General features: G+C 55.8%; 27 protein-coding genes. 12 read left to right on the forward strand and 15 right to left on the reverse strand.

Annotated features, from left to right (window positions below; genetic code table 11):
- Window positions 1-8 precede the first annotated feature (8 nt).
- The 7 genes from agaV to F3J29_RS15055 all read left to right on the forward strand — a co-directional run bounded on the left by agaV (window position 9) and on the right by F3J29_RS15055 (window position 6,887).
- Complete coding sequence (agaV, locus tag F3J29_RS15025) at window positions 9-482, forward strand: PTS N-acetylgalactosamine transporter subunit IIB (RefSeq protein ID WP_166867229.1); 474 nt, start codon at window positions 9-11, stop codon at window positions 480-482.
- 10 nt (window positions 483-492) lie between these two features.
- Window positions 493-1,275: a PTS N-acetylgalactosamine transporter subunit IIC gene (gene agaW / locus F3J29_RS15030; RefSeq protein ID WP_166867231.1), complete on the forward strand. Its 783-nt coding sequence runs from the start codon at window positions 493-495 to the stop codon at window positions 1,273-1,275.
- The gene (gene agaE / locus F3J29_RS15035) at window positions 1,265-2,134 is read left to right on the forward strand and encodes a PTS N-acetylgalactosamine transporter subunit IID (protein WP_166867234.1); all 870 of its coding nucleotides are present in this window, start codon (window positions 1,265-1,267) and stop codon (window positions 2,132-2,134) included. The genes agaW and agaE overlap by 11 nt, the downstream gene beginning before the upstream one ends.
- Window positions 2,135-2,146: 12 nt before the next feature.
- Window positions 2,147-2,581 (forward strand): PTS galactosamine/N-acetylgalactosamine transporter subunit IIA, encoded by a 435-nt coding sequence (gene agaF, locus F3J29_RS15040; RefSeq protein WP_166867236.1) that lies wholly within the window; start codon window positions 2,147-2,149, stop codon window positions 2,579-2,581.
- 347 nt (window positions 2,582-2,928) lie between these two features.
- Window positions 2,929-4,086: an SIS domain-containing protein gene (locus tag F3J29_RS15045; RefSeq protein WP_166867237.1), complete on the forward strand. Its 1,158-nt coding sequence runs from the start codon at window positions 2,929-2,931 to the stop codon at window positions 4,084-4,086.
- A gap of 10 nt (window positions 4,087-4,096) precedes the next feature.
- Entirely contained in the window at window positions 4,097-4,975 is an 879-nt protein-coding gene (kbaY, locus tag F3J29_RS15050) for a tagatose-bisphosphate aldolase subunit KbaY (protein ID WP_166867239.1), read from the forward strand.
- Between the two features lie 22 nt (window positions 4,976-4,997).
- Window positions 4,998-6,887: an alpha-galactosidase gene (locus tag F3J29_RS15055; RefSeq protein WP_166867241.1), complete on the forward strand. Its 1,890-nt coding sequence runs from the start codon at window positions 4,998-5,000 to the stop codon at window positions 6,885-6,887.
- Window positions 6,888-7,145: 258 nt separating this feature from the next.
- Here F3J29_RS15055 and F3J29_RS15060 read toward each other — a convergent pair whose 3' ends face one another.
- Entirely contained in the window at window positions 7,146-7,532 is a 387-nt protein-coding gene (locus F3J29_RS15060) for a hypothetical protein (RefSeq protein WP_166867243.1), read from the reverse strand.
- Between the two features lie 142 nt (window positions 7,533-7,674).
- A complete protein-coding gene (rsmI, locus tag F3J29_RS15065; protein WP_166867245.1) occupies window positions 7,675-8,541 on the reverse strand; it encodes a 16S rRNA (cytidine(1402)-2'-O)-methyltransferase in 867 nt (288 codons plus the stop codon).
- A 61-nt stretch (window positions 8,542-8,602) separates the two neighbouring features.
- On the opposite strand from rsmI, the gene F3J29_RS15070 reads away from it, so the two are divergent.
- The 4 genes from F3J29_RS15070 to dolP are packed head-to-tail and all read left to right on the forward strand — an operon-like array spanning window position 8,603 to window position 12,278.
- A complete protein-coding gene (locus F3J29_RS15070) occupies window positions 8,603-10,705 on the forward strand; it encodes a penicillin-binding protein activator (protein WP_166867247.1) in 2,103 nt (700 codons plus the stop codon).
- The gene (locus tag F3J29_RS15075; RefSeq protein WP_166867248.1) at window positions 10,663-11,058 is read left to right on the forward strand and encodes a YraN family protein; all 396 of its coding nucleotides are present in this window, start codon (window positions 10,663-10,665) and stop codon (window positions 11,056-11,058) included. The genes F3J29_RS15070 and F3J29_RS15075 overlap by 43 nt, the downstream gene beginning before the upstream one ends.
- A 21-nt stretch (window positions 11,059-11,079) precedes the next feature.
- Window positions 11,080-11,670 carry a DnaA initiator-associating protein DiaA gene (gene diaA, locus F3J29_RS15080; protein ID WP_008453676.1) on the forward strand — a complete coding sequence of 197 codons (591 nt, stop codon included), beginning with the start codon at window positions 11,080-11,082 and terminating at the stop codon, window positions 11,668-11,670.
- A 32-nt stretch (window positions 11,671-11,702) separates the two neighbouring features.
- Window positions 11,703-12,278: a division/outer membrane stress-associated lipid-binding lipoprotein gene (gene dolP, locus F3J29_RS15085; protein WP_008453679.1), complete on the forward strand. Its 576-nt coding sequence runs from the start codon at window positions 11,703-11,705 to the stop codon at window positions 12,276-12,278.
- Between the two features lie 144 nt (window positions 12,279-12,422).
- Here dolP and F3J29_RS15090 read toward each other — a convergent pair whose 3' ends face one another.
- The 10 genes from F3J29_RS15090 to F3J29_RS15135 all read right to left on the reverse strand — a co-directional run bounded on the left by F3J29_RS15090 (window position 12,423) and on the right by F3J29_RS15135 (window position 21,433).
- Complete coding sequence (locus F3J29_RS15090; protein ID WP_166867250.1) at window positions 12,423-14,333, reverse strand: BglG family transcription antiterminator; 1,911 nt, start codon at window positions 14,331-14,333, stop codon at window positions 12,423-12,425.
- Between the two features lie 45 nt (window positions 14,334-14,378).
- Window positions 14,379-15,530 (reverse strand): lactonase family protein, encoded by a 1,152-nt coding sequence (locus tag F3J29_RS15095; protein WP_166867252.1) that lies wholly within the window; start codon window positions 15,528-15,530, stop codon window positions 14,379-14,381.
- Between the two features lie 314 nt (window positions 15,531-15,844).
- On the reverse strand, window positions 15,845-16,585 hold the full coding sequence (gene dagF / locus F3J29_RS15100) for a 2-dehydro-3-deoxy-phosphogluconate aldolase (RefSeq protein WP_166867254.1): 741 nt from the start codon (window positions 16,583-16,585) through the stop codon (window positions 15,845-15,847).
- The gene (locus F3J29_RS15105) at window positions 16,582-17,700 is read right to left on the reverse strand and encodes a DgaE family pyridoxal phosphate-dependent ammonia lyase (RefSeq protein ID WP_166867255.1); all 1,119 of its coding nucleotides are present in this window, start codon (window positions 17,698-17,700) and stop codon (window positions 16,582-16,584) included. Before F3J29_RS15105 ends, dagF begins: the two co-directional genes overlap by 4 nt.
- Window positions 17,684-18,817 carry an amidohydrolase/deacetylase family metallohydrolase gene (locus tag F3J29_RS15110; RefSeq protein WP_166867257.1) on the reverse strand — a complete coding sequence of 378 codons (1,134 nt, stop codon included), beginning with the start codon at window positions 18,815-18,817 and terminating at the stop codon, window positions 17,684-17,686. The genes F3J29_RS15105 and F3J29_RS15110 overlap by 17 nt, the downstream gene beginning before the upstream one ends.
- Before the next feature lie 55 nt (window positions 18,818-18,872).
- Window positions 18,873-19,514 (reverse strand): DUF4310 family protein, encoded by a 642-nt coding sequence (locus F3J29_RS15115; RefSeq protein WP_008453690.1) that lies wholly within the window; start codon window positions 19,512-19,514, stop codon window positions 18,873-18,875.
- Between the two features lie 11 nt (window positions 19,515-19,525).
- A complete protein-coding gene (locus F3J29_RS15120; RefSeq protein ID WP_085541496.1) occupies window positions 19,526-20,302 on the reverse strand; it encodes a DUF4311 domain-containing protein in 777 nt (258 codons plus the stop codon).
- 149 nt (window positions 20,303-20,451) lie between these two features.
- Window positions 20,452-20,748 carry a DUF4312 family protein gene (locus F3J29_RS15125; RefSeq protein ID WP_039289594.1) on the reverse strand — a complete coding sequence of 99 codons (297 nt, stop codon included), beginning with the start codon at window positions 20,746-20,748 and terminating at the stop codon, window positions 20,452-20,454.
- Window positions 20,749-20,750: 2 nt separating this feature from the next.
- On the reverse strand, window positions 20,751-21,113 hold the full coding sequence (locus F3J29_RS15130) for an SFCGS family glycine-rich protein (protein ID WP_008453696.1): 363 nt from the start codon (window positions 21,111-21,113) through the stop codon (window positions 20,751-20,753).
- Window positions 21,114-21,130: 17 nt separating this feature from the next.
- Window positions 21,131-21,433 carry a glycine dehydrogenase gene (locus F3J29_RS15135; RefSeq protein WP_166867259.1) on the reverse strand — a complete coding sequence of 101 codons (303 nt, stop codon included), beginning with the start codon at window positions 21,431-21,433 and terminating at the stop codon, window positions 21,131-21,133.
- A 402-nt stretch (window positions 21,434-21,835) separates the two neighbouring features.
- On the opposite strand from F3J29_RS15135, the gene F3J29_RS15140 reads away from it, so the two are divergent.
- Entirely contained in the window at window positions 21,836-22,774 is a 939-nt protein-coding gene (locus F3J29_RS15140; protein WP_166867261.1) for a LysR family transcriptional regulator, read from the forward strand.
- On the opposite strand, the gene mdcH is transcribed toward F3J29_RS15140, so the two are convergent.
- From mdcH to F3J29_RS15155, 3 genes are read right to left on the reverse strand one after another with little or no spacing between them, the layout of a single operon-like run.
- Complete coding sequence (gene mdcH / locus F3J29_RS15145; RefSeq protein ID WP_166867263.1) at window positions 22,758-23,666, reverse strand: malonate decarboxylase subunit epsilon; 909 nt, start codon at window positions 23,664-23,666, stop codon at window positions 22,758-22,760. The two genes, F3J29_RS15140 and mdcH, sit on opposite strands and share 17 nt — an antisense overlap.
- The gene (locus tag F3J29_RS15150) at window positions 23,663-24,283 is read right to left on the reverse strand and encodes a malonate decarboxylase holo-ACP synthase (protein WP_166867265.1); all 621 of its coding nucleotides are present in this window, start codon (window positions 24,281-24,283) and stop codon (window positions 23,663-23,665) included. The genes mdcH and F3J29_RS15150 overlap by 4 nt, the downstream gene beginning before the upstream one ends.
- 3 nt (window positions 24,284-24,286) lie before the next feature.
- Window positions 24,287-25,246, reverse strand: a complete 960-nt coding sequence (locus F3J29_RS15155) for an AEC family transporter (RefSeq protein WP_166867267.1) — start codon at window positions 25,244-25,246, stop codon at window positions 24,287-24,289.
- Window positions 25,247-25,295: the final 49 nt, after the last annotated feature.

Raw genomic sequence — 25,295 nt, forward strand, 5'->3', positions numbered from 1 at the left:
GAAATACCATGCCAAATATTGTCTTAAGCCGCATTGATGAGCGCCTGATCCACGGCCAGGTTGGCGTGCAGTGGGTCGGGTTTTCCGGCGCAAACCTGGTCCTGGTCGCGAATGATGAGGTCGCGGAGGATCCCATCCAGCAGAACCTGATGGAGATGGTGCTGGCAGAAGGGATTGCGGTGCGCTTCTGGCCGCTGCAAAAAGTCATCGACAACATTCACCGCGCAGCAGATCGCCAGAAGATTCTGCTGGTTTGTAAAAACCCGGGGGATTTCCTCACCCTGGTGAACGGCAACGTGCCGGTCACGCGCATCAACGTAGGCAACATGCACTACGTCGAAGGCAAAAAGCAGGTGGCTAAAACCGTGTCGGTTGATGAACAGGACATTGCCGCTTTCTCCGGCCTGCAACAGGCCGGCGTCGAATGTTTTGTCCAGGGTGTACCGACGGAATCAGCTCAGGATCTCTATAAACTTCTCTGAGGTATTTGCTATGGAAATCAGCTTACTGCAAGCGATAGCCCTGGGCCTGTTGGCCTTTATCGCCGGTCTGGATATGTTCAACGGCCTGACCCATATGCACCGCCCCGTCGTCCTTGGCCCACTGGTTGGCCTTATTCTTGGCGATTTACACACCGGTATTCTCACCGGCGGCACGCTGGAGCTGGTGTGGATGGGGCTGGCCCCGCTCGCTGGCGCGCAGCCACCTAACGTCATTATCGGCACCATCGTCGGCACGACTTTTGCCATTACCACCGGCGTGAAGCCAGAAGTGGCCGTCGGTGTCGCGGTACCTTTTGCGGTTGCGGTGCAGATGGGCATTACCTTCCTGTTCTCCGTGATGTCCGGCGTCATGGCGCGAGCCGACCGTATGGCGGCGAACGCCGATACCAGAGGCATTGAGCGCATTAACTATCTGGCGATGCTCGCACTCGGCATTTTCTATTTTCTGTGCGCCTTCTTACCCATTTATTTTGGGGCCGAACATGCCAAAACGGCCATCGATATGCTGCCCGCGAGGCTGATTGACGGGCTTGGCGTCGCCGGGGGCATCATGCCGGCTATCGGTTTTGCCGTACTGCTGAAAATAATGATGAAAAACGTTTACATCCCCTACTTCATCATCGGCTTCGTCGGCGCAGCCTGGCTGAAATTGCCGGTGCTGGCGATTGCTGCCGCCGCGCTTGCGCTGGCGCTGATGGATTTGATGCGCAAAGACCCTACTCCGCCACAGCCCGTTCGCGCTCAGAAAGAGGAATTTGAAGATGGCATCTGATACCCAAACGCTTTCTCAGGCCATTGAGCCTGAAAACATCACCGCTAATGACACTGTTTATGAGGATCAGAAAATTGGCGCGGAGCTAACCCGGAAAGACATCAACCGCGTGGCATGGCGTTCAATGTTGCTGCAGGCCTCGTTTAACTACGAGCGTATGCAGGCCTGCGGCTGGCTCTACGGCCTGCTGCCCGCCCTGAAAAAAATCCATACCAATAAACGGGATCTCGCCCGTGCGATGCAGGGGCATATGGGGTTCTTCAATACCCATCCTTTCCTGGTCACCTTTGTGATAGGCATCATTCTGGCGATGGAGCGCTCGAAGCAGGATGTAAACAGCATCCAGAGCACAAAGATTGCCGTTGGCGCACCGCTCGGCGGCATTGGGGATGCCATGTTCTGGCTGACGCTGCTACCTATCTGCGGCGGGATTGGTGCCAGCCTGGCGCTTCAGGGGTCTATACTCGGTGCCATCGTTTTTATCGTGCTGTTTAACGTGGTGCATCTGGGCCTGCGTTTCGGCCTGGCGCACTACGCTTACCGTATGGGCGTGGCGGCAATTCCGTTAATTAAAGCAAATACGCGCAAGGTCGGGCATGCCGCTTCCATCGTCGGGATGACCGTTATCGGCGCCCTCGTCGCAACCTATGTTCGCCTGTCCACTACGCTTGAAATCACCGCCGGGGATGCGGTGGTTAAGCTTCAAACTGACGTCATCGACAAGCTGATGCCTGCGTTTTTGCCTCTGGTGTATACCCTGGCAATGTACGCCCTGGTGCGCCGTGGCTGGAGCCCCTTGCGCCTGATTTGCATCACCGTAGTTTTAGCCGTTGTTGGGAAGTTCCTTCACTTCCTCTAAGGAGAAAAGCAGATGTTGAGCATCATTTTAAGCGGCCACGGGGGCTTTGCCAGCGGGATGGAACAGGCAATGAAACAGATCCTCGGCGAGCAGCCGCAGATTATTGCCATCGACTTTCCGGAAACCTCCTCCACCGCACGACTGACAGAACAGTTTCGCGAGGCCATCCGCCAGCTTGATGAGCGTGAGGGTTTGGTCTTTCTGACTGATTTGCTTGGCGGTACGCCGTTTCGAGTCGCTTCCACATTGGCACTCGAGAATCCTGGACGGGAGGTCGTTACAGGCGTCAATCTGCAGCTACTGCTAGAGATGGTACTGGAACGCGAAGGCCTAAACGGCAGCGAGTTTCGCCAGATGGCACTGGAGTGCGGGCACCGCGGCCTGACCAGCCTTGTGGACGAGATGGCGCGCCACCGGGCAACAGAAGCCAGCGAAGAAGGCATCTGAAATCAACGATCCGGTAACTTCTCCCCGGTTTTGAACCCCGTTTAATGCAGGCGGCTTCCTCCGCTGCTTTCATTATGCATCACTTTGGCCTGTGGCTGGCTCCGCCCCGGGCCTTTCTTTTTCTTTCCTCCATTCCGCAATGTCTTAATAAATACTTTAAAAACATCACATTGATTAAAATAAAGATCCACCTCATGGTTTTCGTTTTATTTCATTTTGCATGTTGATCTTATCGATTCCTTTCTATACATTTTTATAAAATACGAACAACCAACAAATGAAACAAAACGAAAGGTGATGGATTCTAAAAAGCCTGAACCTGATGCTGCAATGCTAAGGACTTAGTCATGAGTGAAACTTTCGCTGCCACAGATCGCAGCCACACGACCTGGACTGAAAAAGAGATCCGCCAGCAGCCCGTAAGCTGGATCCGCTCTCTGCAACAGATCGACCGCACACGCGATCACATTACCGACTTCCTTGCTCCCCTGCTGGCGAACGACAAGCTGCGAATCATCCTCACCGGTGCCGGCACGTCAGCATTTATCGGCGATATCATTGCTCCGTGGCTGTCTCGTCACACCGGTAAACAGTTTGTTGCCGTGCCAACCACGGATCTGGTGACCAATCCGCTGGACTACCTCTCCCCGGAACAGCCAACGCTGCTGGTTTCCTTCGCTCGCTCCGGTAACAGCCCCGAGAGCGTCGCTGCGGTGGAACTTGCCAACCAGATCGTGAAATCCTGCTATCACATGACCATCACTTGTAACGAGGGCGGCAGCCTCTACCGTAGCGCGCTGGAGGACAACCGCTCACTGCCCCTGCTGATGCCTGCGGAAACGCACGATCGCGGTTTTGCCATGACGAGCAGCATCACGACCATGATGGCAAGCTGCCTTGCGGTTTTCGCCCCGGACGTCATCAACACGCAGTCATTTCAGGATGTCGCTCACCGCTGTGCCCAAATTATTCATTCGCAGGGCGATTTCAGCGAAATTCCGTTTGGCGATCTTCCCTACGAACGCGTGGTCTACCTGGGCAGCGGTGGCTTACAGGGCGTGGCGCGAGAAGCCTCTCTGAAGGTGCTTGAACTCACGGCTGGCAAGCTGGCGGCGTTTTATGACACACCAACCGGCTTCAGGCATGGCCCAAAATCCCTGGTCAATAATAAGACGCTGGCGATCGTGCTGGTCTCCAGCGATCCGTACACTCGACTGTACGATCTGGATCTGCTGGCGGAACTGCGCCGCGACAGCCTGGCTATGCAGACGATCGCTATTTCGGCCGCCACAAGCCCTGAAATCACATCAGGTCCGCATATCCTGATGCCTACCGCAGATCGCACGTTCCTCGACGTTGAACAGGCGTTTTGTTTCCTGATGTATGCCCAGGTTTTCGCCCTCGCCTCTTCTGTTAAAGCAGGCATTACGCCGGACACACCTTCCGCGAACGGCACTGTAAACCGCGTTGTTAAAGGCGTCGTTATTCATCCCTGGAAAGGCTGAGAGGTTCATCATGAGCATTATCTCCACGAAATATCTGCTTCAGGACGCGCAGGCCAGAGGCTATGCGGTGCCGGCTTTTAATATTCACAATGCCGAAACCATCCAGGCGATTCTTGAAGTGTGCAAAGAATTGCATTCCCCGGTGATCCTTGCCGGCACACCGGGCACCTTTAAACACATCGCTTTCGAAGAGATTTACGCGCTGTGCCACGCCTATTCCGAAAGCTACGGCATACCGCTGGCGCTGCACCTCGATCATCACGAAAGCCTGGCGGACATCAGCCGCAAGGTTAACGCGGGCGTGCGCAGCGCCATGATTGACGGCAGCCACTTTCCCTTTGCTGACAACGTGAAGCTGGTGAGATCCGTGGTTGAGTTTTGTCACCGCAACGATTGCAGCGTCGAGGCCGAGCTGGGCCGCCTGGGCGGCGTGGAAGACGACATGGATGTGGATGAAGAAAGTGCTTTCCTGACCGATCCGCAGGAAGCCCGTCGCTTTGTCGAACTCACCGGCGTCGATAGCCTGGCGGTTGCCATTGGCACCGCACACGGTCTGTATACCAAACGTCCGAAAATAGACTTCAAACGGCTGGGCGAGATCCGCGACGTCGTCAGCGTCCCGTTAGTGCTGCACGGCGCGAGCGACGTGCCTGACGAGTTTGTTCGCCGTGCCATCGAGCTTGGCGTCTGCAAAGTGAATGTCGCGACGGAACTAAAAATCGCCTTCGCGGACGCGGTGAAAAAATGGTTTAGCGCTAACCCGGAAGGCAACGATCCACGCTATTACATGCGCGTCGGCATGGACGCGATGAAAGAGGTGGTGCGTAGCAAAGTCGCGGTATGCGGCTCGGCGAATAAGTTGCTGCCGGAATCAGAAGCGGCGCTTTAACCCCCTGGTGTAAGGACCTCTGATGAAGACAATAATAAAAAGCTCCCTGCTCATGATGCTCATGGGCAACGCCGCGCTGGCGGCTCAGTATCAGCTTGAAAACCCTAACCTTGCCGTCTCTTTCGACGATTCAGGCTCCGCTGTCGTCGTAAAAGACAGGCTCTCGAGCCATAAACTTGCACCTGTCGAACTGTTTTTCCTGACGCTACCTGACGAAAAAGTCATCCATACCGCCGACTTTAAAATCAAAAACGTCAGCAAAACCGCAGACGCCATTCAGATTGATTACGAGCGGGACGATTTCTCGGTCAACGTGACCCTGAAGCTGCTGAAGGGCAAGTACGCGGCGGTGGACTACACGCTCCAGGCAAAAGGCCAGCCTCGCGAAGTCGCGAAGATCACCTTTTTCCCGACCAAAGGTCAGGCTCAGGCACCTTATGTCAACGGCGCCATCAACAGCTCACCCATCGTTGCGGACAGTTTCTATATGCTGCCGCAAAAACCGATCGTGAATACCTACGCCTACGAAACCACTACCAACCTGAACGTTGAACTCAAAACGCCGATTAAAACCGACGCCCCGGTGACCTATACGGTCTACTTCGGCACGTTTGAAGCAACAGACCAGCTTCGCCGTAGCTTTAATGAATTTATCAACGTCATGCGCCCGCGCCCTTACCAGCCCTATCTGCACTACAACAGCTGGATGGACATCGGTTTCTTTACGCCCTACACCGAGAAGGACGTGCTGACCCGTATGGATGAATACGCCAGCGAACTGATAAGCAAGCGGGACGTGAAGCTCGACGGCTTCCTGTTGGATGACGGCTGGGACGATTTGACCGGAAAGTGGCTGTTTGGCCCGGCGTTTAAGCACGGCTTTGGTGCTATCAAAGAAAAAGCGGACAGTTTGCATACTTCCGTGGGGCTGTGGCTCTCACCGTGGGGTGGCTATAACAAGCCACGCGACGTGCGGGTTTCACACGCTAAAGAGAATGGCTTTGAAACCGTGGACGGTAAATTTGCGCTCTCAGGCCCCAACTACTTCCGCAATTTTAATCAGCAAATTATCGGGCTTATCAAAAACGAACATATCACCTCGTTTAAGCTCGACGGCATGGGCAACGCGAACTCGTACATCAAAGGCAGCCCTTACGCCTCTGACTTTGATGCCTCCATTGAGTTAATCAAAAACATGCGGGCCGCCAACAAAGATCTGTTTATCAACCTGACGACAGGTACCAACGCCAGCCCGTCCTGGCTGTTCTACGCCGACTCCATCTGGCGCCAGGGCGATGACATCAACGTTTATGGCAAAGGTTCGCCGGTGCAGCAGTGGATAACCTATCGCGACGCGGAAACCTATCGCTCCATCGTGCGTAAAGGCCCGCTTTTCCCGATTAATTCACTGATGTACCACGGTATCGTCAGCGCAGAACATGCCTACTTTGGGCTGGAGAAAGTCCAAACGGACCAGGATTTTGCCGATCAGGCCTGGAGCTACTTCGCCACCGGCACGCAATTGCAGGAGCTGTACATCACGCCGTCAATGCTGAACAACGCCAAATGGGACACGCTTGCCGACGCGGCGAAATGGTCACGGGCGAACAGCACCGTGCTGGTTGACAGCCACTGGGTTGGCGGCGATCCGACGCAGCTGGAGGTTTACGGCTGGGCATCGTGGAGTAAAGAGAAAGCAATATTGGGTCTGCGTAACCCGTCGGATAAATCACAAAGCTACTACCTCGACCTGAGTAAGAGCTTTGAAGTGCCGAACGGCGAGGCCACGCGCTTTACGCTGAAGCAGGTTTACGGCAAGAACGAGACCGTAACCAACGACTACAGTAAACCGCTGGTTGTGACGCTGAAACCGCTGGAAACGCTGGTGATTGAGGCAACGCCGGTAAACTAACAAAACCATAAGGCCCGAATATATCGGGCCTTATTCACGCGGTCATTCACAAGCCTTCTCAGCCACCAGCACAATGCCACGCCGGGATTCATCAGGAGACAGGCTCCAAATCTCAGATTCAGGAGTGCTTTCACCGTCATAACAAACACGCTCTCCATCATAGGGATAGAAATGCCCATTTTCGGTATTGAGCACAAATACCTTAACGTGCTTCGATGAACGGGCAATACGCCGCCAAATTCCCTGCCCCCCAGCGTATTACTCATGATCGCTCATTAAGATCAGATCCTTATCCAGGATAAGATGCTCATAAAGCGTTGTGGCTACTCGCGTATCACGTGCCGGGCTGTCGACCACCACACCTTCAATCTGAGTCACGGCTTTTGCTTCCCAGTAGCGTTTTACGGCCACAATAGATTCTTCCTGCCTGGTGCTTTTGCGAGGAATAAGATCCAGCTTAGCCACCACCAGATGGCGAAGTTCGTTGTTCTCATCAAGGGTGGGCTCGGCATAGATAATCGCCGCCGCAGTTTTATCTTTGCGGAAAATGAATAAAGCAGGTTCACCGAGAATTTCCGTGGTTCCAGAAATATCGAACGCTCTTTCTAATGCTGCGGGGCTGTAGCTGATAGGGTAAACAACCATCCTTGAATCTCCTGGTATCAATACCGGCATAAACTTTAACTCCCTTAAAGTCATTCAGTCATGCATAAATTAACACCAGGGAGTTCGTTTTTTAAACGCTAACCGCGTTGCGATATGAAAACCAGGAGCCGGCTCGAGAAAACTATTTCTCGCTGTTTTCTAACGCATATTTGTACAAGGCATTCTTTTTCACGCCGTGAATTTCTGCGGCAAGCGCTGCAGCCTTTTTCAGCGGCAACTCAGCCTGCAGCAATGCCAGCGTACGCAGCGCTTCGGCGGGGAGTTCATCATCGCTTTGGACTTTAAAGCCCTCAACAATCAGCACCATTTCGCCTTTGCGGCGGTTTTCATCTTCCTTCACCCATGCCAGTAACTCGCCTACGGGCGCGCCGTGAATCGACTCCCAGGTTTTGGTCAGCTCGCGCGCCAGCACCACGTAACGGGATTCGCCCAGCACAGTGCAGATATCATCGAGACTGTCGAGCAGGCGGTGAGTGGATTCATAGAAAATCAGCGTTCTCGGCTCCTGCTCAATCGCCTTCAGCGCGTCGCGACGGCCTTTTGATTTTGCAGGCAGAAAACCTTCATAGCAAAAACGATCGGACGGCAAGCCAGCTGCGCTGAGTGCAGCGATAGCGGCGCATGGGCCAGGCAGCGGCACGACGCGAATCCCCGCCTCGCGGCAGGTGCGCACGAGGTGGTAACCCGGATCGTTAATCAGCGGCGTACCGGCGTCGGACACCAGCGCAATGCTTTGGCCTTCCTGCAGTTTCGCCAGTAGCGTTTCAGCTTTTTGTTGCTCATTGTGATCGTGAAGTGCGAAGAGTCGCGCATTAATCGCAAAATGCTGCAGCAAAAGTCCGGTATGACGGGTATCTTCTGCGGCAATCAGATCAACGCTTTGCAACACTGAGAGGGCCCGCTGGGTGATGTCCCCGAGGTTGCCGATAGGCGTCGGGACGATGTAAAGCGTACTGGCTGAAATCGCCGCCGTTTCGTGTTGTTTCATTGTTTCATCCGTATTGCCGATTTAATATTGTACATTGGGAAATAAAACCACTGGATACAGAATGCTACCCTCAACCTTGAATCGTTCAAAAGCCGGGCGCTGCCTGCCTGTGTTGCTCGCGGCGCTGATTTTTGCCGGCTGTTCAACCCAAGCACCGGATCAGTCCGCCACGCTGCTGCAGGGCGACACCACCGCCGGGTCCGCTTACTATCTGCAGCAAATGCAGCAAAGTGCAGATGATAGCAAGACCAACTGGCAATTACTCGCCATTCGTTCCCTGCTAAAAGAAGGCAAACCTCAACAGGCCGTGGCGTTGTATAACCAACTGCCGCAGCAGCTCAACGATGTGCAAGCGCGTGAGCAACAGCTGCTGGTGCCGGAAGTGAAGATTGCACAGAAAGACTTCAGCGCCGCCTCTGCCCTGCTGGAAAAGATTGACCCGAGCGCACTCGACAAGGGCCAACAGAGCCGTTATTACCAGGCTGTGATTGACGCTTCTCAGGGACGCCCGTCTTTAGCGCTGCTGCGCGCGTACATTGCTCAGGAGCCGTTGCTCAAAGGCGATGCTCATCAAAAGAACATTGATGGCACCTGGCAGGTTCTGTCGCAGTTCTCCCCAGAGCAAATGAACAGCCTGGTGATTAACGCCGACGAAAATACCCTGCAGGGCTGGCTGGATCTGCAGCACGTCTGGAGCGATAACCGTAACGATCCTAACATGCTGAAAGCCGGGATTCAGGACTGGCAAACGCGCTACCCGAATAATCCAGGCTCAAAAACGTTGCCGACTCAGTTAGTGAATGTTCAAAACTTCAAACCAGCCTCAACCGGTAAAATCGCCCTTCTGCTGCCGCTCAACGGCCAGGCTGCGGTGTTTGGCCGCGCGATTGAGCAAGGGTTTGAAGCGGCGAAAAACAACGGCGTCGCGCCGGTTGCAGCCGTTCAGCCTGCCGCCCAGTCCGTAGATCCTAATGCGCAACAGCAGGCTGCGCCGCCTCAAGAAGAGCCTCAGCCGCAAGCGTCCCAGGCCCCCGCAGATCCTAATGCTGCAGTGAGCCCGGCAAGTGCGTCCGTCAGCGATTTAACCGACCAGAAGGCACAGGCCGCAACGCCGCAAACAGTAGCCCCAGCAACGCCGTCTGCCCAGCCAGACGCACAAACCGCGCCATCTGTTGCCGCGAACCCTTCGGCAGAAATTAAGATTTACGACACCAGCAGCCAGCCGCTCTCTCAGGTTTTGGCTCAGGCGCAGCAGGACGGTGCCACGCTGGTCGTTGGCCCGCTGCTAAAAAATAATGTGGACCAGTTGGCCAGCACCAACAGCCCGTTAAATATTCTGGCGCTGAACCAGCCTGAAAACGTGCAGAATCGCCCTAACATCTGCTATTTCGCGCTTTCTCCAGAAGATGAAGCCCGTGATGCCGCGGATCATATCTGGCAGCAAAATCACCGCAATCCGCTGATGCTGATCCCGGCTAACGCCCTGGGCGACCGAGTGGCGAAAGCCTTTGCCACCGAATGGCAGAAACTCGGCGGTGGCCTGGTACTGCAGCAGAAATTTGGTTCAGTGAGCGACCTGAAGCGCGGGATTAACAGCGGCTCCGGTATCGCACTGACCGGCACCCCGGTGAGTACGCCGTCCAATACCCCGCCAGGCGTGACCATTGGCGGGCTGACTATTCCGGCAGCCCCTACGGATGCGCAAATTACCGCAGGCAGCAGCGGCAACGTAGACGCGGTCTACATCATTGCGACCTCCGAAGAAGTGGCGCTGATCAAACCCATGATTGCGATGCGCACCGGCAGCCGCGGCAGCGCTCAGCTGTATGCCAGCTCGCGCAGCTCGCAGGGCGTGAACGGCCCGGACTACCGACTGGAAATGGAAGGCCTGCAGTTTAGCGAAATCCCGATGCTTTCCGGCGGTAATCCACAGCTGATGCAGCAGGCGTTAAGCAGCGTCAATAATGACTACTCGCTGGCGCGTCTGTATGCCATGGGCGTTGATGCCTGGACGCTGGCAAGCCACTTCTCGCAGATACGCCAGGTGCCGGGTTATCAGGTAAACGGCAACACCGGGCAGCTGACCGCCAGCCAGGACTGCGTCATTAACAGGAAGTTAAATTGGCTGCAATTCAGTCAGGGCCAGATCGTTCCGGTATCCTGAACCGCAAGCAACGCGGCGCGCGCTATGAACAGCAGGCGCGTCGCTATCTTGAGCGCGAGGGAATGCGCTTTGTGGCCGCGAACGTGCATGTTCGCGGCGGCGAAATCGACCTTATTATGCAACAGCAGCAGGTTATCGTTTTTGTGGAAGTGCGTTTCCGGCGTAACGATAAGTTCGGCGATGCCGCCGCCAGCGTGACGCGCAGCAAGCAGCTGCGCCTGCTGCATGCCGCTCAGGTTTGGCTTAGCGGCAAAGGTCAAAGTTTTGATACTGTAGATTGCCGTTTCGATGTGTTAGCTTTCACCGGCAATGAAATAGCGTGGCTGACCAACGCGTTTGCCGCCGATATCTAAAAAACTCCAGGTAGAATCAACGTGCTCGAAAGAATCAAAGTCTGCTTCACGGAAAGTATTCAAACTCAGATTGCCGCAGCGGAAGCTCTGCCGGACGCCATTTCCCGTGCCGCAATGACGCTGGTTCAGTCTTTACTGAACGGCAACAAAATCCTCTGTTGTGGCAATGGTACCTCCGCCGCCAACGCACAGCATTTTGCTGCCAGCATGATCAACCGCTTTGAAACAGAGCGCCCTAGTTTACCGGCCATTGCACTTAATGCGGATAATGTGGTCTTAACCGCGATCGCTAACGACCGTCTGCATGAAGAAGTTTATGCCAAGCAGGTTCGTGCGCTGGGCCACGCCGGGGACGTTTTGCTGGCAATTTCCACCCGAGGCAATAGCCGTGATATTGTCAAAGCGGTTGAGGCCGCCGTTACCCGCGACATGACTATCGTCGCGCTGACGGGCTATGACGGCGGCGAACTGGCAGGACTGTTGGGGCCACAGGATGTTGAAATCCGAATCCCTTCTCATCGCAGCGCCCGCATCCAGGAGATGCATATGCTGACGGTGAACTGTTTATGCGATCTGATCGACAATACGCTATTTCCTCACCAGGATGGCTAATAGCTAATTTTGTGAAAGGAGAAGGAATGAACATGAAGGCCATTACGCCAGTCGCAGTTCTTATTTCCGCGCTGTTGCTGCAGGGCTGCGTCGGTGCCGTTGTTGTGGGAAGCGCCGCCGTGGCGACAAAAACGGCGACAGATCCACGCACCGTCGGGACACAGGTTGATGACGGCACGCTTGAATTACGCGTGAACAGCGCGCTCAACAAGGATGAGCAAATCAAGAAAGAAGCGCGTATTAACGTGACGGCTTACCAGGGCAAAGTACTGCTGGCTGGTCAGTCTCCTAACCCGGATCTCGCCTCCCGCGCCAAACAAATCGCGTTGGGCGTGGACGGCGCAACCGAAGTCTATAACGAGATTCGAATTATGGCTCCGGTCGGCCTGGGCGTAGCGTCGAGCGATACGTGGATCACCACAAAAGTTCGCTCTCAGTTGCTCACCAGCGACCAGGTGAAATCATCGAACGTGAAAGTCACCACCGAGAATGGCGAGGTATTCCTGCTTGGCCTGGTAACCGAACGTGAAGGTAAAGCCGCAGCGGATATTGCCAGCCGGGTTAGCGGCGTGAAGCATGTCACCACCGCGTTCACCATCCTGAAATAACGGCCCCTCACCCTGACCCTCTCCCCACAGGGGAGAGGGAATAACCCCAAGCTGTTGACTGAATTTACGCCCGTTTTTATCCCGGCGAGGTAACAGAGCCCACTGAATGCCCCCAATCCCTTCAAGAGAGAGGGTCAATAGCAATTACAATTTACTCAGGCAGTCCATCGCTACCGTTTTAAAACTGTCAAAATCCTGACTCTCGCGAAGCCGAACCATCGCCCGCTCGCGCAGGAACGTCACAAACAGGTCGTAAATCGCCATCGCCTCTTCGTATTCGCTTTTGCTAATCGCCAGCAGGAAGATCACGTACGCCGTCTCATCCCCCCAGCTAATACCGTGCGGCGCCAGCACGGTGTAAACCACCGTTTTTTTCGCCAGCAGGCCCAGCGAGTGCGGCAGCGCAATACCTTCGCCCAGCATGGTGCTGACAATGGCCTCACGTTCCACCACCGACGGATGAAAATCGGCATCAACCACGCCTTCCCGCTCCAGCTGCTCGCAGAGCGTCAGGAACAACTGCTGCTGAGTCATAGGCTGGTCGATAATGCGGAAATGGCTGGCATCGAAGAATTTCTCCAGCATGTAAGGCCTTGTTCTGTCCACCAGCACCAGCTTGCCAAGCTGTTCGAGCTGATAATCCGTCGGGAACGGCGCCATCACCACCACCGGCTTTTCTTTCTCATTTATGCGCGCCGTGCTGATCACAAAGTCCTCATCCACGGTCTCGAGCTGCTCATAGTCGCGCAGAGAGATTATGTTGGTCACCTCCACCTGGGGATATTTCCGCAACAGCATCGCCTGCAGCATACGCACCGTCGAATTCCCGGTATCGCAAACCAGCAGCACGCGAGGATGGCGCTGGTAGCCAATGTTGTAATGACGCTCCAGACCTACGCCGATATGCAAAACCAGAAAACCAATTTCGTTTTCGCTGATGGCATAAGGGGTATATTTTCCCCAGCTTGAGACCGCCGCCAGCGTCATGTCGTAAGCCAGCGGGTAATGCTGTTTGATGTTAGCCAGCAGTGGATTCGGGATGTTTATCTGGTAGCGCACCCGGGTAATCATCGTTTTGATGTGGGTCAGCAGATCGGCGTGCAGCTGCTCGTCGCTTAGAAGATTGTAGTTATAGTGGGTATTGATATAGCGCAGGATGTAGTTAACCAGCGCCTCGTCATCATCGGCGCTGATCGCGCTCGGCGCCACTTCCTGCACCTGTCGTGAGGCAATATGCACCTGCAGCCACTGCTCTTCAGCCTCAGAAAGCGGCTTCCCCGCCAGTTGCTGAAGAAGAGCGGCAATCTGTCTGGCCGCCTCTTTCACCTGGACATCAACGCTATCCGCCGTAAATTCCGGTAGCGGATAGCCTTCGCTGATGCGACGAACCGCCACCGAACAATAGAGGCGAATAAACTGCTCGCCTTCATCGGTCAGGCGGATGTGGCAGCGGGTAAAACAATCGTGCAGCGAACCGGCGAGCAGCTCAGGGACACCCGCGTTCAGCGCTTCTTCCGTCAATAACGGATTTTCGCTGTCCTCTAAGGTTAACTGCCACAGCAGGTCAGTCAGGCAGGCGCGAATAGCCGTTTCGCTGCCGAACAGCTTCATGCCGTGGCGCGGGCGTGTCTCAATCGTCAGGTGATAGCGGTTAAACCACTCCCGCACTTCGGCCATATCGCTTTGCAGCGTAGCCCGGCTGACAAACCACTCTTCGGCCAGATCTTCCAGCTTCAGTGAAAACGCCGCCGTCAAAAAACGCACCACAAGGTAATGCACGCGTTCTGGCGAAGTACGAGGAATACGAAGCTGACGCGGACGATGCTGCACCAGCTCGCCGTAACGCTCAGTATCCTCGATATTCAGTTGATAGCCCGCACCGCGGGTAAGCGTAAACTGAGCCCCGAAGCCTGACATCAGCGCATTAAGCGCCGTGATATCGGCCCGAACCGTACGAGTAGAAACGGACAAACGCCGCGCCAGTTCATCCTGGGGCAGCGTTTCGTTTTGCAGCATCTCAAAAAGCTGAGCCAGCCGTTGATTGGAGAATCTCACTACCGCTTCCTTTGGTTATCGGGGCGTTAAACGCCCCGTCCTGCTTTACTTAAACGGGGTGAAGACCATCTGTGACGGGCTTCCCACCGCCGTATAATCCTCGATAAAAGTTAATTTACCGCTGCCCGGGGCCACGCTAAAACGAGTAATGTTGTCGCTGCGCTGGTTCAGGGCATAAAGATGTTTGCCGGTATTATCCAGCGTCAGGCCTCGTGGATAGTCGCCTCGGGTCCAGATATCGTCCTGATGCGTAAGGTCGCCGTTAACGCCCACGCTGAAATGCGCAATGCTGTTATGCAGGCGGTTGGCAACATACAGTTGCTTACCGTCATGGCTCAGCACCAGACCTGCCGCAAAGCTCGTGCCCTTATAGGCTTTTGGCAGCGAAGAGATGGTTTTGCCTTCGGCCAGCGTGCCTTTCTCCCGGTCGAGCCTGTAATGGGTAAGCGTAGAAGCTTCTTCGTTAATCAACCACAGGCTCGCGCCGTCTGCGGCAAACACAAAGTGGCGTGGCCCTGCGCCTTTTGAAGAGGCGGCAATAAACGGCGGATCGTTTGGCTCCAGCACGCCTTTGCTTTGATCGAAACGATACTGGTAGATCCGATCCAGGCCAAGATCGGTGGAGAAGACAAACTTGCCGCTCGGATCGGCGGCAATCATATGGGCATGCGGGCCATTATGATCGCTGGCGGCAAAGCTACCTTCTACCGCAGCTTCTGGTTTTGCTGCCCCCGGCTCACCGCTATCCTGATGCTTGTCGCTGGCTTCCTGCAGGCTACCGTCTGCATTCACCGGCAACACTGCGATTGAGCCGCTCATATAGTTAGCCACCAGCAGGTGCTTACCCTGCGGCGTCAGGGATAAGTAGACCGGGCCCGCGCCCCCGGAAGAAACCTGATTCAGTTCGGTCACACTCCCGTCGTCGCCCACACGCAATGCCGCTATCACGCCTTTTTCTACTTCGCTGGCCACGTAGAGCGTTTTCCCATCCGGCGACGCGGTTAACTGCGCGGCGTTTGGTAGCGAACTGACTAACGTTTTCTCGCTAAGCGCGCCGGTTTTAGCGTCAACCAGGAAGCGGTAAAGGCCTTCCCCGTTGGGGTTGTAAGTGCCAACCCAGGCATAGTGGCTTTGTGCCGCGCTGTTGCCAGCGGCGAGTAAGGCAAAGGAAGCAACAAGCAGAGTGCGTGCAGACATGCGTTTGTCCTCGAAGTGTGGTTGATGAGGATTATACCCTCACCCTAACCCTCTCCCTAAAAGGGAGAGGGGATCTTTCTTTTCACATCAGTCAGTTTTTCTCCCTCGCCCCATTGGGGAGAGGGGATCTTTCTTTTCACATCAATCAGTCTTTCTCCCTCGCCCCTTTGGGGAGAGGGGATCTTTCTTTTCACATCAGTCAGTTTTTCTCCCTCACCCCATTGGGGAGAGGGGATCTTTCTTTTCACATCAATCAGTCTTTCTCCCTCGCCCCTTTGGGGAGAGGGCCGGGGTGAGGGGAAACAGCGAGCGCTTTATCCCACCAGCTTTTTCGTCATCGCCAGCAGCGTGGCAACATCCGCCGGGCGCGTATTGCCGCTGGCCTTGTCGATAATTGAGCTGTAAATATGCGGGATCACTTTGCTGACGCCGGCATCCAGCGCAATCTTCAGGATCTCCTCGTAGTTCTCAAGATCGATGCCGCCGGTCGGCTCCAGCCAGAAGTTATGCTTCGCACAGGCTTCCGCAACTGCCTGGTACTCTTCGCGGCAGTCCAGTCCGCCCATCGGGAAATATTTGATTGAGCTGCCGCCCATATCCTTCAGCAGCGCAATGGCCGTTTCGACGGGCACAATGCCGTCCGGCGCACCGGAACTTAACGGGCCGGTGGAGATTTTTACTCTCCCGACGGTGCCGGTCGGCGAAACCAGGCCGTTGACCACGCTCTCATTTTGGCCCAGCAGCGCGCGGCTGGTGCCCACGCCGGTAAACACCTGATTGACGTGCTGAGGCTGAATCTGGCCGGAGATTTCACTCACCATGGCAGATTGATTTGGATCGCCTGCGCCAAGGCCAACGGACAGCGCGTTGTCGATGAGCGCCGCGTACTCACGCATGTCGGCGACCGCGCTTGCTACATCCGGGTAGTTTTTGGATAACACACCGACCAGCACGTGGCCTTCTGCCGCCTGGTGAATCTCTTTGGCGTTTTCTTTGGAACCAGCCAGGACGTTCAGACACACGCGGTCACGGTAAAAATTCGGGGTCAGTTTCATGCTTCTTTCTCCTTGCTTACCAGCGCCTTGATGCAGCGGTAAATAATCTCCAGCTGTGCCGCGCTTACGCTGCGCACATCCGCTTCAATAATGCCTTCGTTGGCCTTGTAGCCACGGAAGTAGATGGCGTATTCGCCCTGCTTCAGCTTGCTGACCAGCTCGCCGGTGCTGATGCCGACGGTCGCTTCATCGAACTTGATTTCGCTACGGGCGATATCGCGGCCAGCGGCGTCCCATACCACGCGCGCGGTAACGCCATTCAGCGTGTTCAGGCTGTCGATAAACGGCGTCATTTTGGCAACCATGTCGGCTCCGCTCTCTTTGGCCGCGCTCAGGTAATGTTCAATCGCGCAGGTCAGGCCGAGGATGCCTTCTTTGCCGACTTTCATCGCGCGGCCGATGCCGCCAGTTTGCAGCTTAACCCACTCGACGTACTGCTCTTTGCCGATCACCAGCCCGCTGGTTGGACCTTCAATAGCTTTCGCGCCGCTGTAAATCACCAGGTCAGCCCCGGCGCGGGAGTAGCACTGCAAGTCTTCTTCCGCCGCAGCGTCAACAATCAGCGGCAGGTTGTGCTTTCGCGCCACGACAACGGCCTGCTCAACGCTGAGCATGCTTTTCTGCACCGAATGGTGGGATTTGATGTACAGAATGGCCGCCGTGCGTGGAGAAATGGCCGCAGCCAGCTGATCCGCTGAACATTCGTTGGCGTAGCCCGCTTCAACGATTTTACCGCCGCCCAGGTTCACCATCGTGCCAACCGGCGCGCCGAAGTTAACGTTGTGGCCCTTCGGCAGCACAATCTCGTTGTTCTCCAATGGGGCCGCGTGCAGGTTCTCGATCAGCCATTGATTGTCTTTTACCAGTACCGCAGCTACGGACTGGGCTATTCCGGCGGAGGCGCAGGACACCACGGTTGCCGCTTCAACGTCGAGCAGCCCGGCAATGTAGGCACCGGTTTTGTTGACCAGATCCTTCATTTCAAAGTAGTGATTCATGCCGGTGTTGACCGCGTCCACCACTTCCGGACGAGGCGTAGATACACCAAGAGCGGTCATGCGGCCTGATGCATTAATTACCTGTTTTAAATTGTATTTTTCATAGATCGAAGACATGTTCAGCTTTCCCTTGTTCGGTAGTAAACCATTTCCCGGCGCGCACCGCGGCCAGCGCCACCAGCGCCTGGTCACCGATCAGCGTTTGCTGTTCTGCGTCGGTAAATACCGTTGGCTGACGGCGCAGCTCGAAGACGGTCAGATCGCCATCCAGCCCCACGGCCAGGCGACCTTTATTTTTCAGACGTAATCCATCCGCCGCGTGCGCGGTCACGCAGTCGATAACCTGAGGCAATGACAAGCCAATGGAGAGGAATTTCGACATCACTGCGCCGAGTGAATGCACCGGGCCGCTGATGCGGTTGCGGCAGTAGATATCCGAGCTGATGCTGTGCGGCAGAATGCCCTGCTGGATAGCGACCCGCGCCACGTCAAAACTAAAGCTGGCGGTGCCGTGCCCAACGTCCAGGCGGACTCCGCGCTGAATAGCCTGCGCCACGGAGGCTCGCAGTTGCCCGGCCGGATTGAGAATGCGGTTCGGTTTGCCGTTGTAGCAGTGGGTGATGATATCGCCACTGGTCAGCAGCCCGGCCACTTCATCGAGGTCCGGCGGGTTATTGCCGATATGCACCATCAGCGGCAAATCACCGTTTTCTTTCTGGATAGCCTTGGCGCGTACCAGCGGCGTAATGCCGTTATCGCCCACCACGCTGCTGCTCATGCGCGCTTTCAGGCCCACGATAAAGTCCGGATGGCGTTTCACCGCGCCGCGCACGGCGTCAGCATCGATATTCGCCATGTTGGACAGTTCATTCTGGGCAATCAGGCCCACGCGGGAGATATTCAGCAGCGCATAAACTTCGGTCGCGGCGCTGCGGGTGATTTGATAGAAATCGTCGACGTCATCGGCGCCGGTGCTGCCCGCGTCCACCACCGTGGTGACGCCAGTGTGAATACCCACGCTGTCGGGCTCGTCGTGGTAGATAGGGGATTTCGGGTAACAGTGAACGTGGGAGTCAATCCAGCCGGCGCTGACGTAGTATTCGCCGTTCAGCTGGCGCTCTTCCGTTGCCTCGCCGGTTATCTTGCCTAAGGCGGCAATTTTGCCGTCCTTCAGGGCGATATCGATCACGGTATCGTCCACAAGCCGCGCCTGGCGCAGGATCAGGTCAAACATATTTTTCTCCTTAACTGGCGGGCGAGCCGCAGCCCGTCCGCCCTGGAAATACGGCTTACAACGCTACCGGGAAAATAGAGCCTAAAATCATTGCGCCCAGGATAGCCCCGCCGGTGATCGGTTTGCCCCAGAGATAAAACAGCAGAGAGCCGATCAACGAGCCGATGCCGATGGGAATCGAAGCCGTCATGGCGCTGAGGATAATCAACGGCCCGAGGAAGCGGCCGGAAGCGTTACCCGCCCCCATCATGACGTCTGCCCCGTAGGTCGAGTCGCTCTGATTGATGGTGAACTTACGCGCCAGGATGATGATGTAGCCAATGGCGAGGCCAATCACCAGACCGGTCACCAGCGATGCGGCAAAGTTTGCCACCGGGAAGACAAAGCCCGCGCCCAGCAGCAGTGCCGGAACGCCGAGGCCTACGCCGGTTTGAATCGCCCCGCCGATATCCAGGATCCCAACCAGCGAGCCTTCGATGATACGAGCAAACAGGAAGCTGGCGCCAAACGCCGCCACCGCGCCGTAAACGCCGGTATCAATCCCGGACTTGAGCATCGCCACGAAGGCGACTTCGTTAAACGCGCCGATGCCGTACAGGTAGTACATGTGCGTTCCGGCAAACACGCCGGAGGAGAGCAGGCCGACAAAGATCGGGAATGACCAGTCCGCGTACCAAAAGCCTTTATTCTGTTCCATGCGTTATCCCCTTATTTGCCGCTCAGCGAGTTATGCAGCAGATCCAGCCAGTTCGGCACGGTCATGTGGAAAGACTCAATCATCTTCATGTCGAACCCGCGGAAGAAGGCGCTCAGCACAAACAGGGCCACGATAGCCGACATCATGACTTTGGTGACACGGTGCCAGCCGCTTTCTTCAACGCCTTTACCGATCAGGATACCCAGTACCAGTCCCGGCACGGCGTTGCCCATGATCAGCTGCGCTGCGCCGCCGAAAATGGTTGCCCAGAAGCCGGATTTTTTGCCCGCGTCGATAGCCGCCAGCCAGAAAATAACCGGCATCACGGTGTTCACCAGCAGGTTAGCCGCAGGCACCAGCACTTTGACTGCAGTGACCTGAAGCGCCGCTGGCACCGCAGAGGCCGTAGAGTTCAGGAACGCCACCACGATCATGCCGATGATCCCGCAGGCGATAGCCATTTTTTTCGGGTCGTGGAGGGTTTCCGCCACGTTACGGTTCTTCACCATCAATGCCGCCGCGCCCCAGTTAGGGATGATGCGGTGATCAACGTCCTGGGTGAATGCCCCCGCCGCGACGGAAGATGCCCAGGCGTTAAAGAAGAAGCCAAGCCCAAAGGAGAAGTGAGACGCCGGATCACCTTCGCAGGAGTTCAGCTCGCCGAGTGTACGAAATGCGCCCATGCCCTGAGAGGTTGGCGCATGGAACATACGCGCGGCCCCGGCACCAACGCCCACACCGACGAGGCCGCCGATAATGAGTGATTTGAATAATATGATTAAGAACATGTATCTGCCCTTTTCTACCCTGCTTATCTGTCGCTGTAGCCGCGTGAGCTGCGCTCAGTCACCCGAATCACTTACCCAAGTAAGCGCTTCGGACTGCCTTCCCTTGCTGCCTTGCTACAACACCAGCTAATTGGGTATAAATGTTTGAATTAATTAGAGACGAAATCCACCTCATCGAGGTTAAGAGCCGTCACGTTGACGGAAACATCCAGCTCCACGCTGTAGCTCCGCCTTTCCCGGCGCAGGAAGAAGAACAGAAAAGCTTCTTTGCGCACCCTGACCTGCGCCTGAACAACCTGCACGTCCTGTGGCTCAATGCGCAGAAGAATGTGGTTGGTGGATTTGAGCACCGTGCCCTGAACGTGGTTCAGGGCGTCGGAAAAGGCTTTGGCTTTGGTATCGCCGCGCCCGCTAACTCGCACCGTGGTAGCGAATTTTTCTTTCATACTTAACTGCCGTACTTCTTGTTCCACGCCTGTACCAGGCGCTCACCCAGCTCTTCTTTGTCCATAAAGCCAAAGCCAAGCACGTTGTTGCCTTCGTTAATCGCCGTCACGCCTTCATCAACGGAACGCATGCCGTACTTAGCTTTGTAGCCGTGTTTGGTTTGTGCGGTGATAGCGCCCGCGCCGCCGCTGCCGCAGAAGGAGATACCAAAGGTGGCGTTTTCTGCTTTCATCACGTCGCCCAGCTTCATGTCGGCGGCGACGCCTGGAATAACCACGGCGCGACCGCCCGCTTTTTCGATCCCTGCTGCAACTTTCTGGCCTTTGCCCAGACGGTCACCAATGACTACGGTAATTTGTTCCATTGTTTTCTCCTGATTATTCAAAGATTGTCTTTCGCCACTTCGAAATGCACTGACAGCAACCACGCTTCTTCTACCGGCAGATTTCCGAACTGATCGACCACCGCCTTCGCCATTTCCATCGACTCCGCGGAGATCTCCTCGAACAAGCTCTCTTCCACTTCTGGTAACGGCTCTCCGGTCAGAGAGCGATGAATCATCGCCTTCACGTGAGAGGCCAGCATTTGTTCCTGTACCGCGTTAGGCGTGATGTGCTTACTTTTGAACAGCGCGTAGATAAAATCCTGAATACGCGCCGTTAACTCCTCGGCTTCATTAACCATTACCGCTCCGTTATTCACCCTGGGTACCTCGTTAACTAATCTGTTTTTTAAGCTACCTGGCGGGGGGAAAGGTTTGTAGCGAGTTGTTTTCCACTTCGAAGTGGAAATCGTGGCAGCAATAGTGATCTGTTCCACATAAAGAGCCGGAATAGCGCTTTTCCGCTGGCTTACCGTGAATTGGCTCACATAACCGGGTGATAAAAGGCCGTTTTTCCAGCGGCGCTTTTTGTTTGAAAGTGTGATGAAAGGACCGTTTTAGCGCCATCATTGGCGTTGCTTATGATGCATACGTCCATGGCGCAACGGTAAACCCTGCTGCTTATTGCGGCTCATCAGTGCCGTCTGGTCTCGTTTGCTATACCTTAATGGCATAATTTTTCCGACTGGGGTTATCGCCGGGTAATGAAAATCGATGCTGAAATCACTTTCCGCAAGCTTGAGATATTCATGGAGTTTATGGAGAAAGGAAACATTGCGCGCACCGCCGAAGCGCTGGGTATTAGCGGGGTTAGCGTGCATCGCGCGTTGCATACCCTGGAGGAAGGTGTGCGCTGCCCGCTGTTTATTCATAAAGGGCGCAACCTGGTACCGCTCGAATCGGCCTTTACCCTGCTGGAGCACAGCAAAGAAGTGGTTGCGCTGATGGCGCGCGGCATCGATGAAACCCGCCAGGCGGCAGGCGTAGGCCAGGGGCGATTGCGCATCGGCACCCTCTATTCCCTGACGCTCGAAACCGTTCCGAAACTTATCATGGGCATGAAGCTCAGGCGGCCGGAGCTGGAAATGGATCTCACCATGGGCTCAAATCAGGTGCTGCTAAATATGCTGGAAGACGGCGTACTGGACGCTATTTTGATTTCCATTTCTGAAGGTGAAGTGGATCGCTCGAGGCTGGAAGTCCTGCCCATGTTTAGAGACGATATTTTCCTGGCAGCACCGGCCAGCTTCCCGCTGGACACCTCACACCCGGCAGATCTGCGCGAGTTCCACGCGGAGAAATTCGTTTCTCTGGCGGAAGGCTTTGCCACCTATGCGGGATTTCAGGAAGCCTTTAACGTCGCCGGTTTCGAGCCGGAAATCGTTACTCGGGTAAACGACATTTTCTCAATGGTTAGCATGGTACAGGCGGGTGTAGGGCTAACCTTGATGCCTGGCAGAATGAAGAAGGTGTATGAAAATTCAGTGCAGCTGCTGAGGCTGGCCGAGCAATATCAGATGAAACAAACCATCGCTATCGTCTTTGCCCGCAACCGTGAACTTGACCCGAACCTGCTGGCGCTGGCCGCCGAGGGGCGAATGTACGCCCGCACGTTCATCGATACGCCTAACGCGCCGCCCTAGTTTTTTCCGCAAGGTGGACAATGGCTGCCACGCTGTTTTGTTCGCGACAAACGGTGATCCCCTCACGAAACGCCTGCCGCGTCAGACCGGAAAGCACGCTACCCGGCGGCATTTCAATCGCCAGCCGCACGTCGCGCTCGTTGGCGGCAATCATCGCCTCTCGCCACCGCACCGTGCGGGCCATATTCAGCGCCAGATCTTCCGCAATTAGCTCTGGTTGCCAAAGTACCCGGCCCGTGCTGCCGCTGAGATAAGCGCAGTTGGGACGACTTAGCGCCACATCAGCAAATGCTTGTTTTAACTTCTGCGCAGGCGCATTCAGCAAGGCACAGTGAGAGGGCACGCTAACCGCCAGCTGCCGGGCTTTTTGAGCCCCCTGCTCAAGCGCCCGACCCGCAACCGCCGCCATAGCCTCCTCGCTACCGGCGATGACGATTTGCTGCTCGGCATTGATATTCGCGATCCAGGTGCCGCTGCCCGCCACCAGGAGTTCCACCTGTTCCAGACGCAGCCCGACGATAGCCGTTAAGCCGTAGCCTTTAGGATAAGCCTGCTCCATCAGATCGCCGCGAAGCGCCACCAGCCGCAGCGCATCTGAAAAGGAAATAACGCCGGCGACTACGGCTGCCGGAAACGCGCCAATAGACAGTCCGCTGACCATGTCTGGTTTTACGCCGCTACGCTCAAGCTCCTGCGCCCAGGCGACACCTGCGATTAGCAGGCAAAGCTGTACGGCACGAGTATGCCTCAGCGCAGCAGCACTATCTAACTGGCCTGCTTCGTCCCCTAAGACTGCCCTGACCTGCGTCAGGATGGCGTCGCGCTCGGGTAGATCCTGTAGCATGCCCACACGCTGGGTTCCCTGCCCGGGAAAAGTAAAAAGTATTTTCATCCGTTTTTCTCCGGCAACCAGGGGTCGGTCACAAGCAGCGGCCCCTGATTCGTTTTCAGCAACACGCGTTTTTCTCTTAGCCATTCTGCCAACGCAAAAGCGCCGTAGGGCGTTTCGATTTGCGTATCAACCCTGCACAGCAGTCGCCCGGTCAGGCTCTGCCACTCTGTCAGCGCCTCTTTTGCTATCGGCTGTGGGCTGCGAATAAGCACATCCAGATCGCTCGCGGCATGCATCACCGGCACTTCTGTTGCCAGCGCGTAACCTACGCTCCCGGTAATACCCCAGCACCATGCCCACGGGCGGCTCGCCAGCTGAATAGCGCCCTGCACCGGCGGCATGGAAACAAACGGGGAATTGAGCAGCAGTTCACGGCTGGATAACGCTTCAGGGCTAACAACGCGTTTAACGCTCGCCGTACTTACCCAGCCCGCTGCTCGCTGATCGCGTCGCATCCCCCGCACGCCTACCGGCACACGTCCGTCACGTTCGACATCACGCCGTACCACTACCGGCAGCGCAGGACGCCACTGGCTGGCTATCCACTCCTCGCGAACCCCCTCCAGCGCTTCGCGGTCGGTGAGCCAAAGGAGATCGTGGGGGCGCAATGTCGGCATAGGTTAAATTCCTGAAGTCAGCGTAATAAACAGCGGTAGCGACAGGATAGAGAGTACCGAGCTCAGCAACAACACAGCTTCCGCATCCGGCGATTGCACACCAAACCGGTTGCCAAAAACTACGCCAAAGAAGCCGGCGGCCAGGGCAATCATCAGAATGGAGGTAATGGCCACCGGGCCAGTCAGGCCGAGCGCCAGCACAATGCCCCAGGCGATAAACGGCTGGATAAGCAGTTTGGTAACGGTCGCGGTGATAACCATAGTGTTGATCTGCAGCTTGCGCGCAGACAGGATCACGCCGGTCAGGAACAGTGCGGCTGCGGTAGCGGCCAGGCCCAGCGGTTTAATAGAAGCCAGCAGCAAGTCAGGCATCCGGACACCGACAGCCGACAGTACAACCCCCAGCAACGGTCCCCACACGATAGGTTTTTTCACCGAACGCCACATCAGTACAGGCAACATTGCCAACGTTGAGCCAGTGTTTTCCCCTGCCGCACGTGCTTTTTCACGTTCAAGAATCAGCAGGCAGAACGGCGTCATCAGGACGGAGCCGCAGGCAATCGACACCGCGACGGAAAGCGAAGTCGAGGAGCCCTCCCCGAGCACGCTGCCTAAAATCGGCAGGCCGAGCGCAGCATAGTTAGGCAGCGCCACGGTAAGCGTCAACACGGCGGCATCCTGCGGCGACTTTTTAAATACGCTGGTCGCCAGGAAGTAAATCGCCGCATAGGTAATCCACATCGAAAGCACCAGTACCACAATTAGCGGTGACTGCTGCACAATGCCAAGCCACGGCGTTTGTACTGTCGCGCTAAACAGCGCGGCGGGTAAAGCAAAGTCCATGACAAAAATATTTAGCAGCGAGACATTTTTGTTATCGACCATTTTCGCTTTGCCGGCGAAAAATCCCAGCAGCATGATGACAAAAATAGGGGCCAGAGCATGAACGATCACGTAAGTCATAACTTCACCTTGAGTCAATAATGAGAGTTAGCACGGTCGCGATATTTAT

This window comes from Enterobacter sp. Cy-643, from assembly GCF_011752815.1.
GTDB lineage: Bacteria > Pseudomonadota > Gammaproteobacteria > Enterobacterales > Enterobacteriaceae > Cedecea.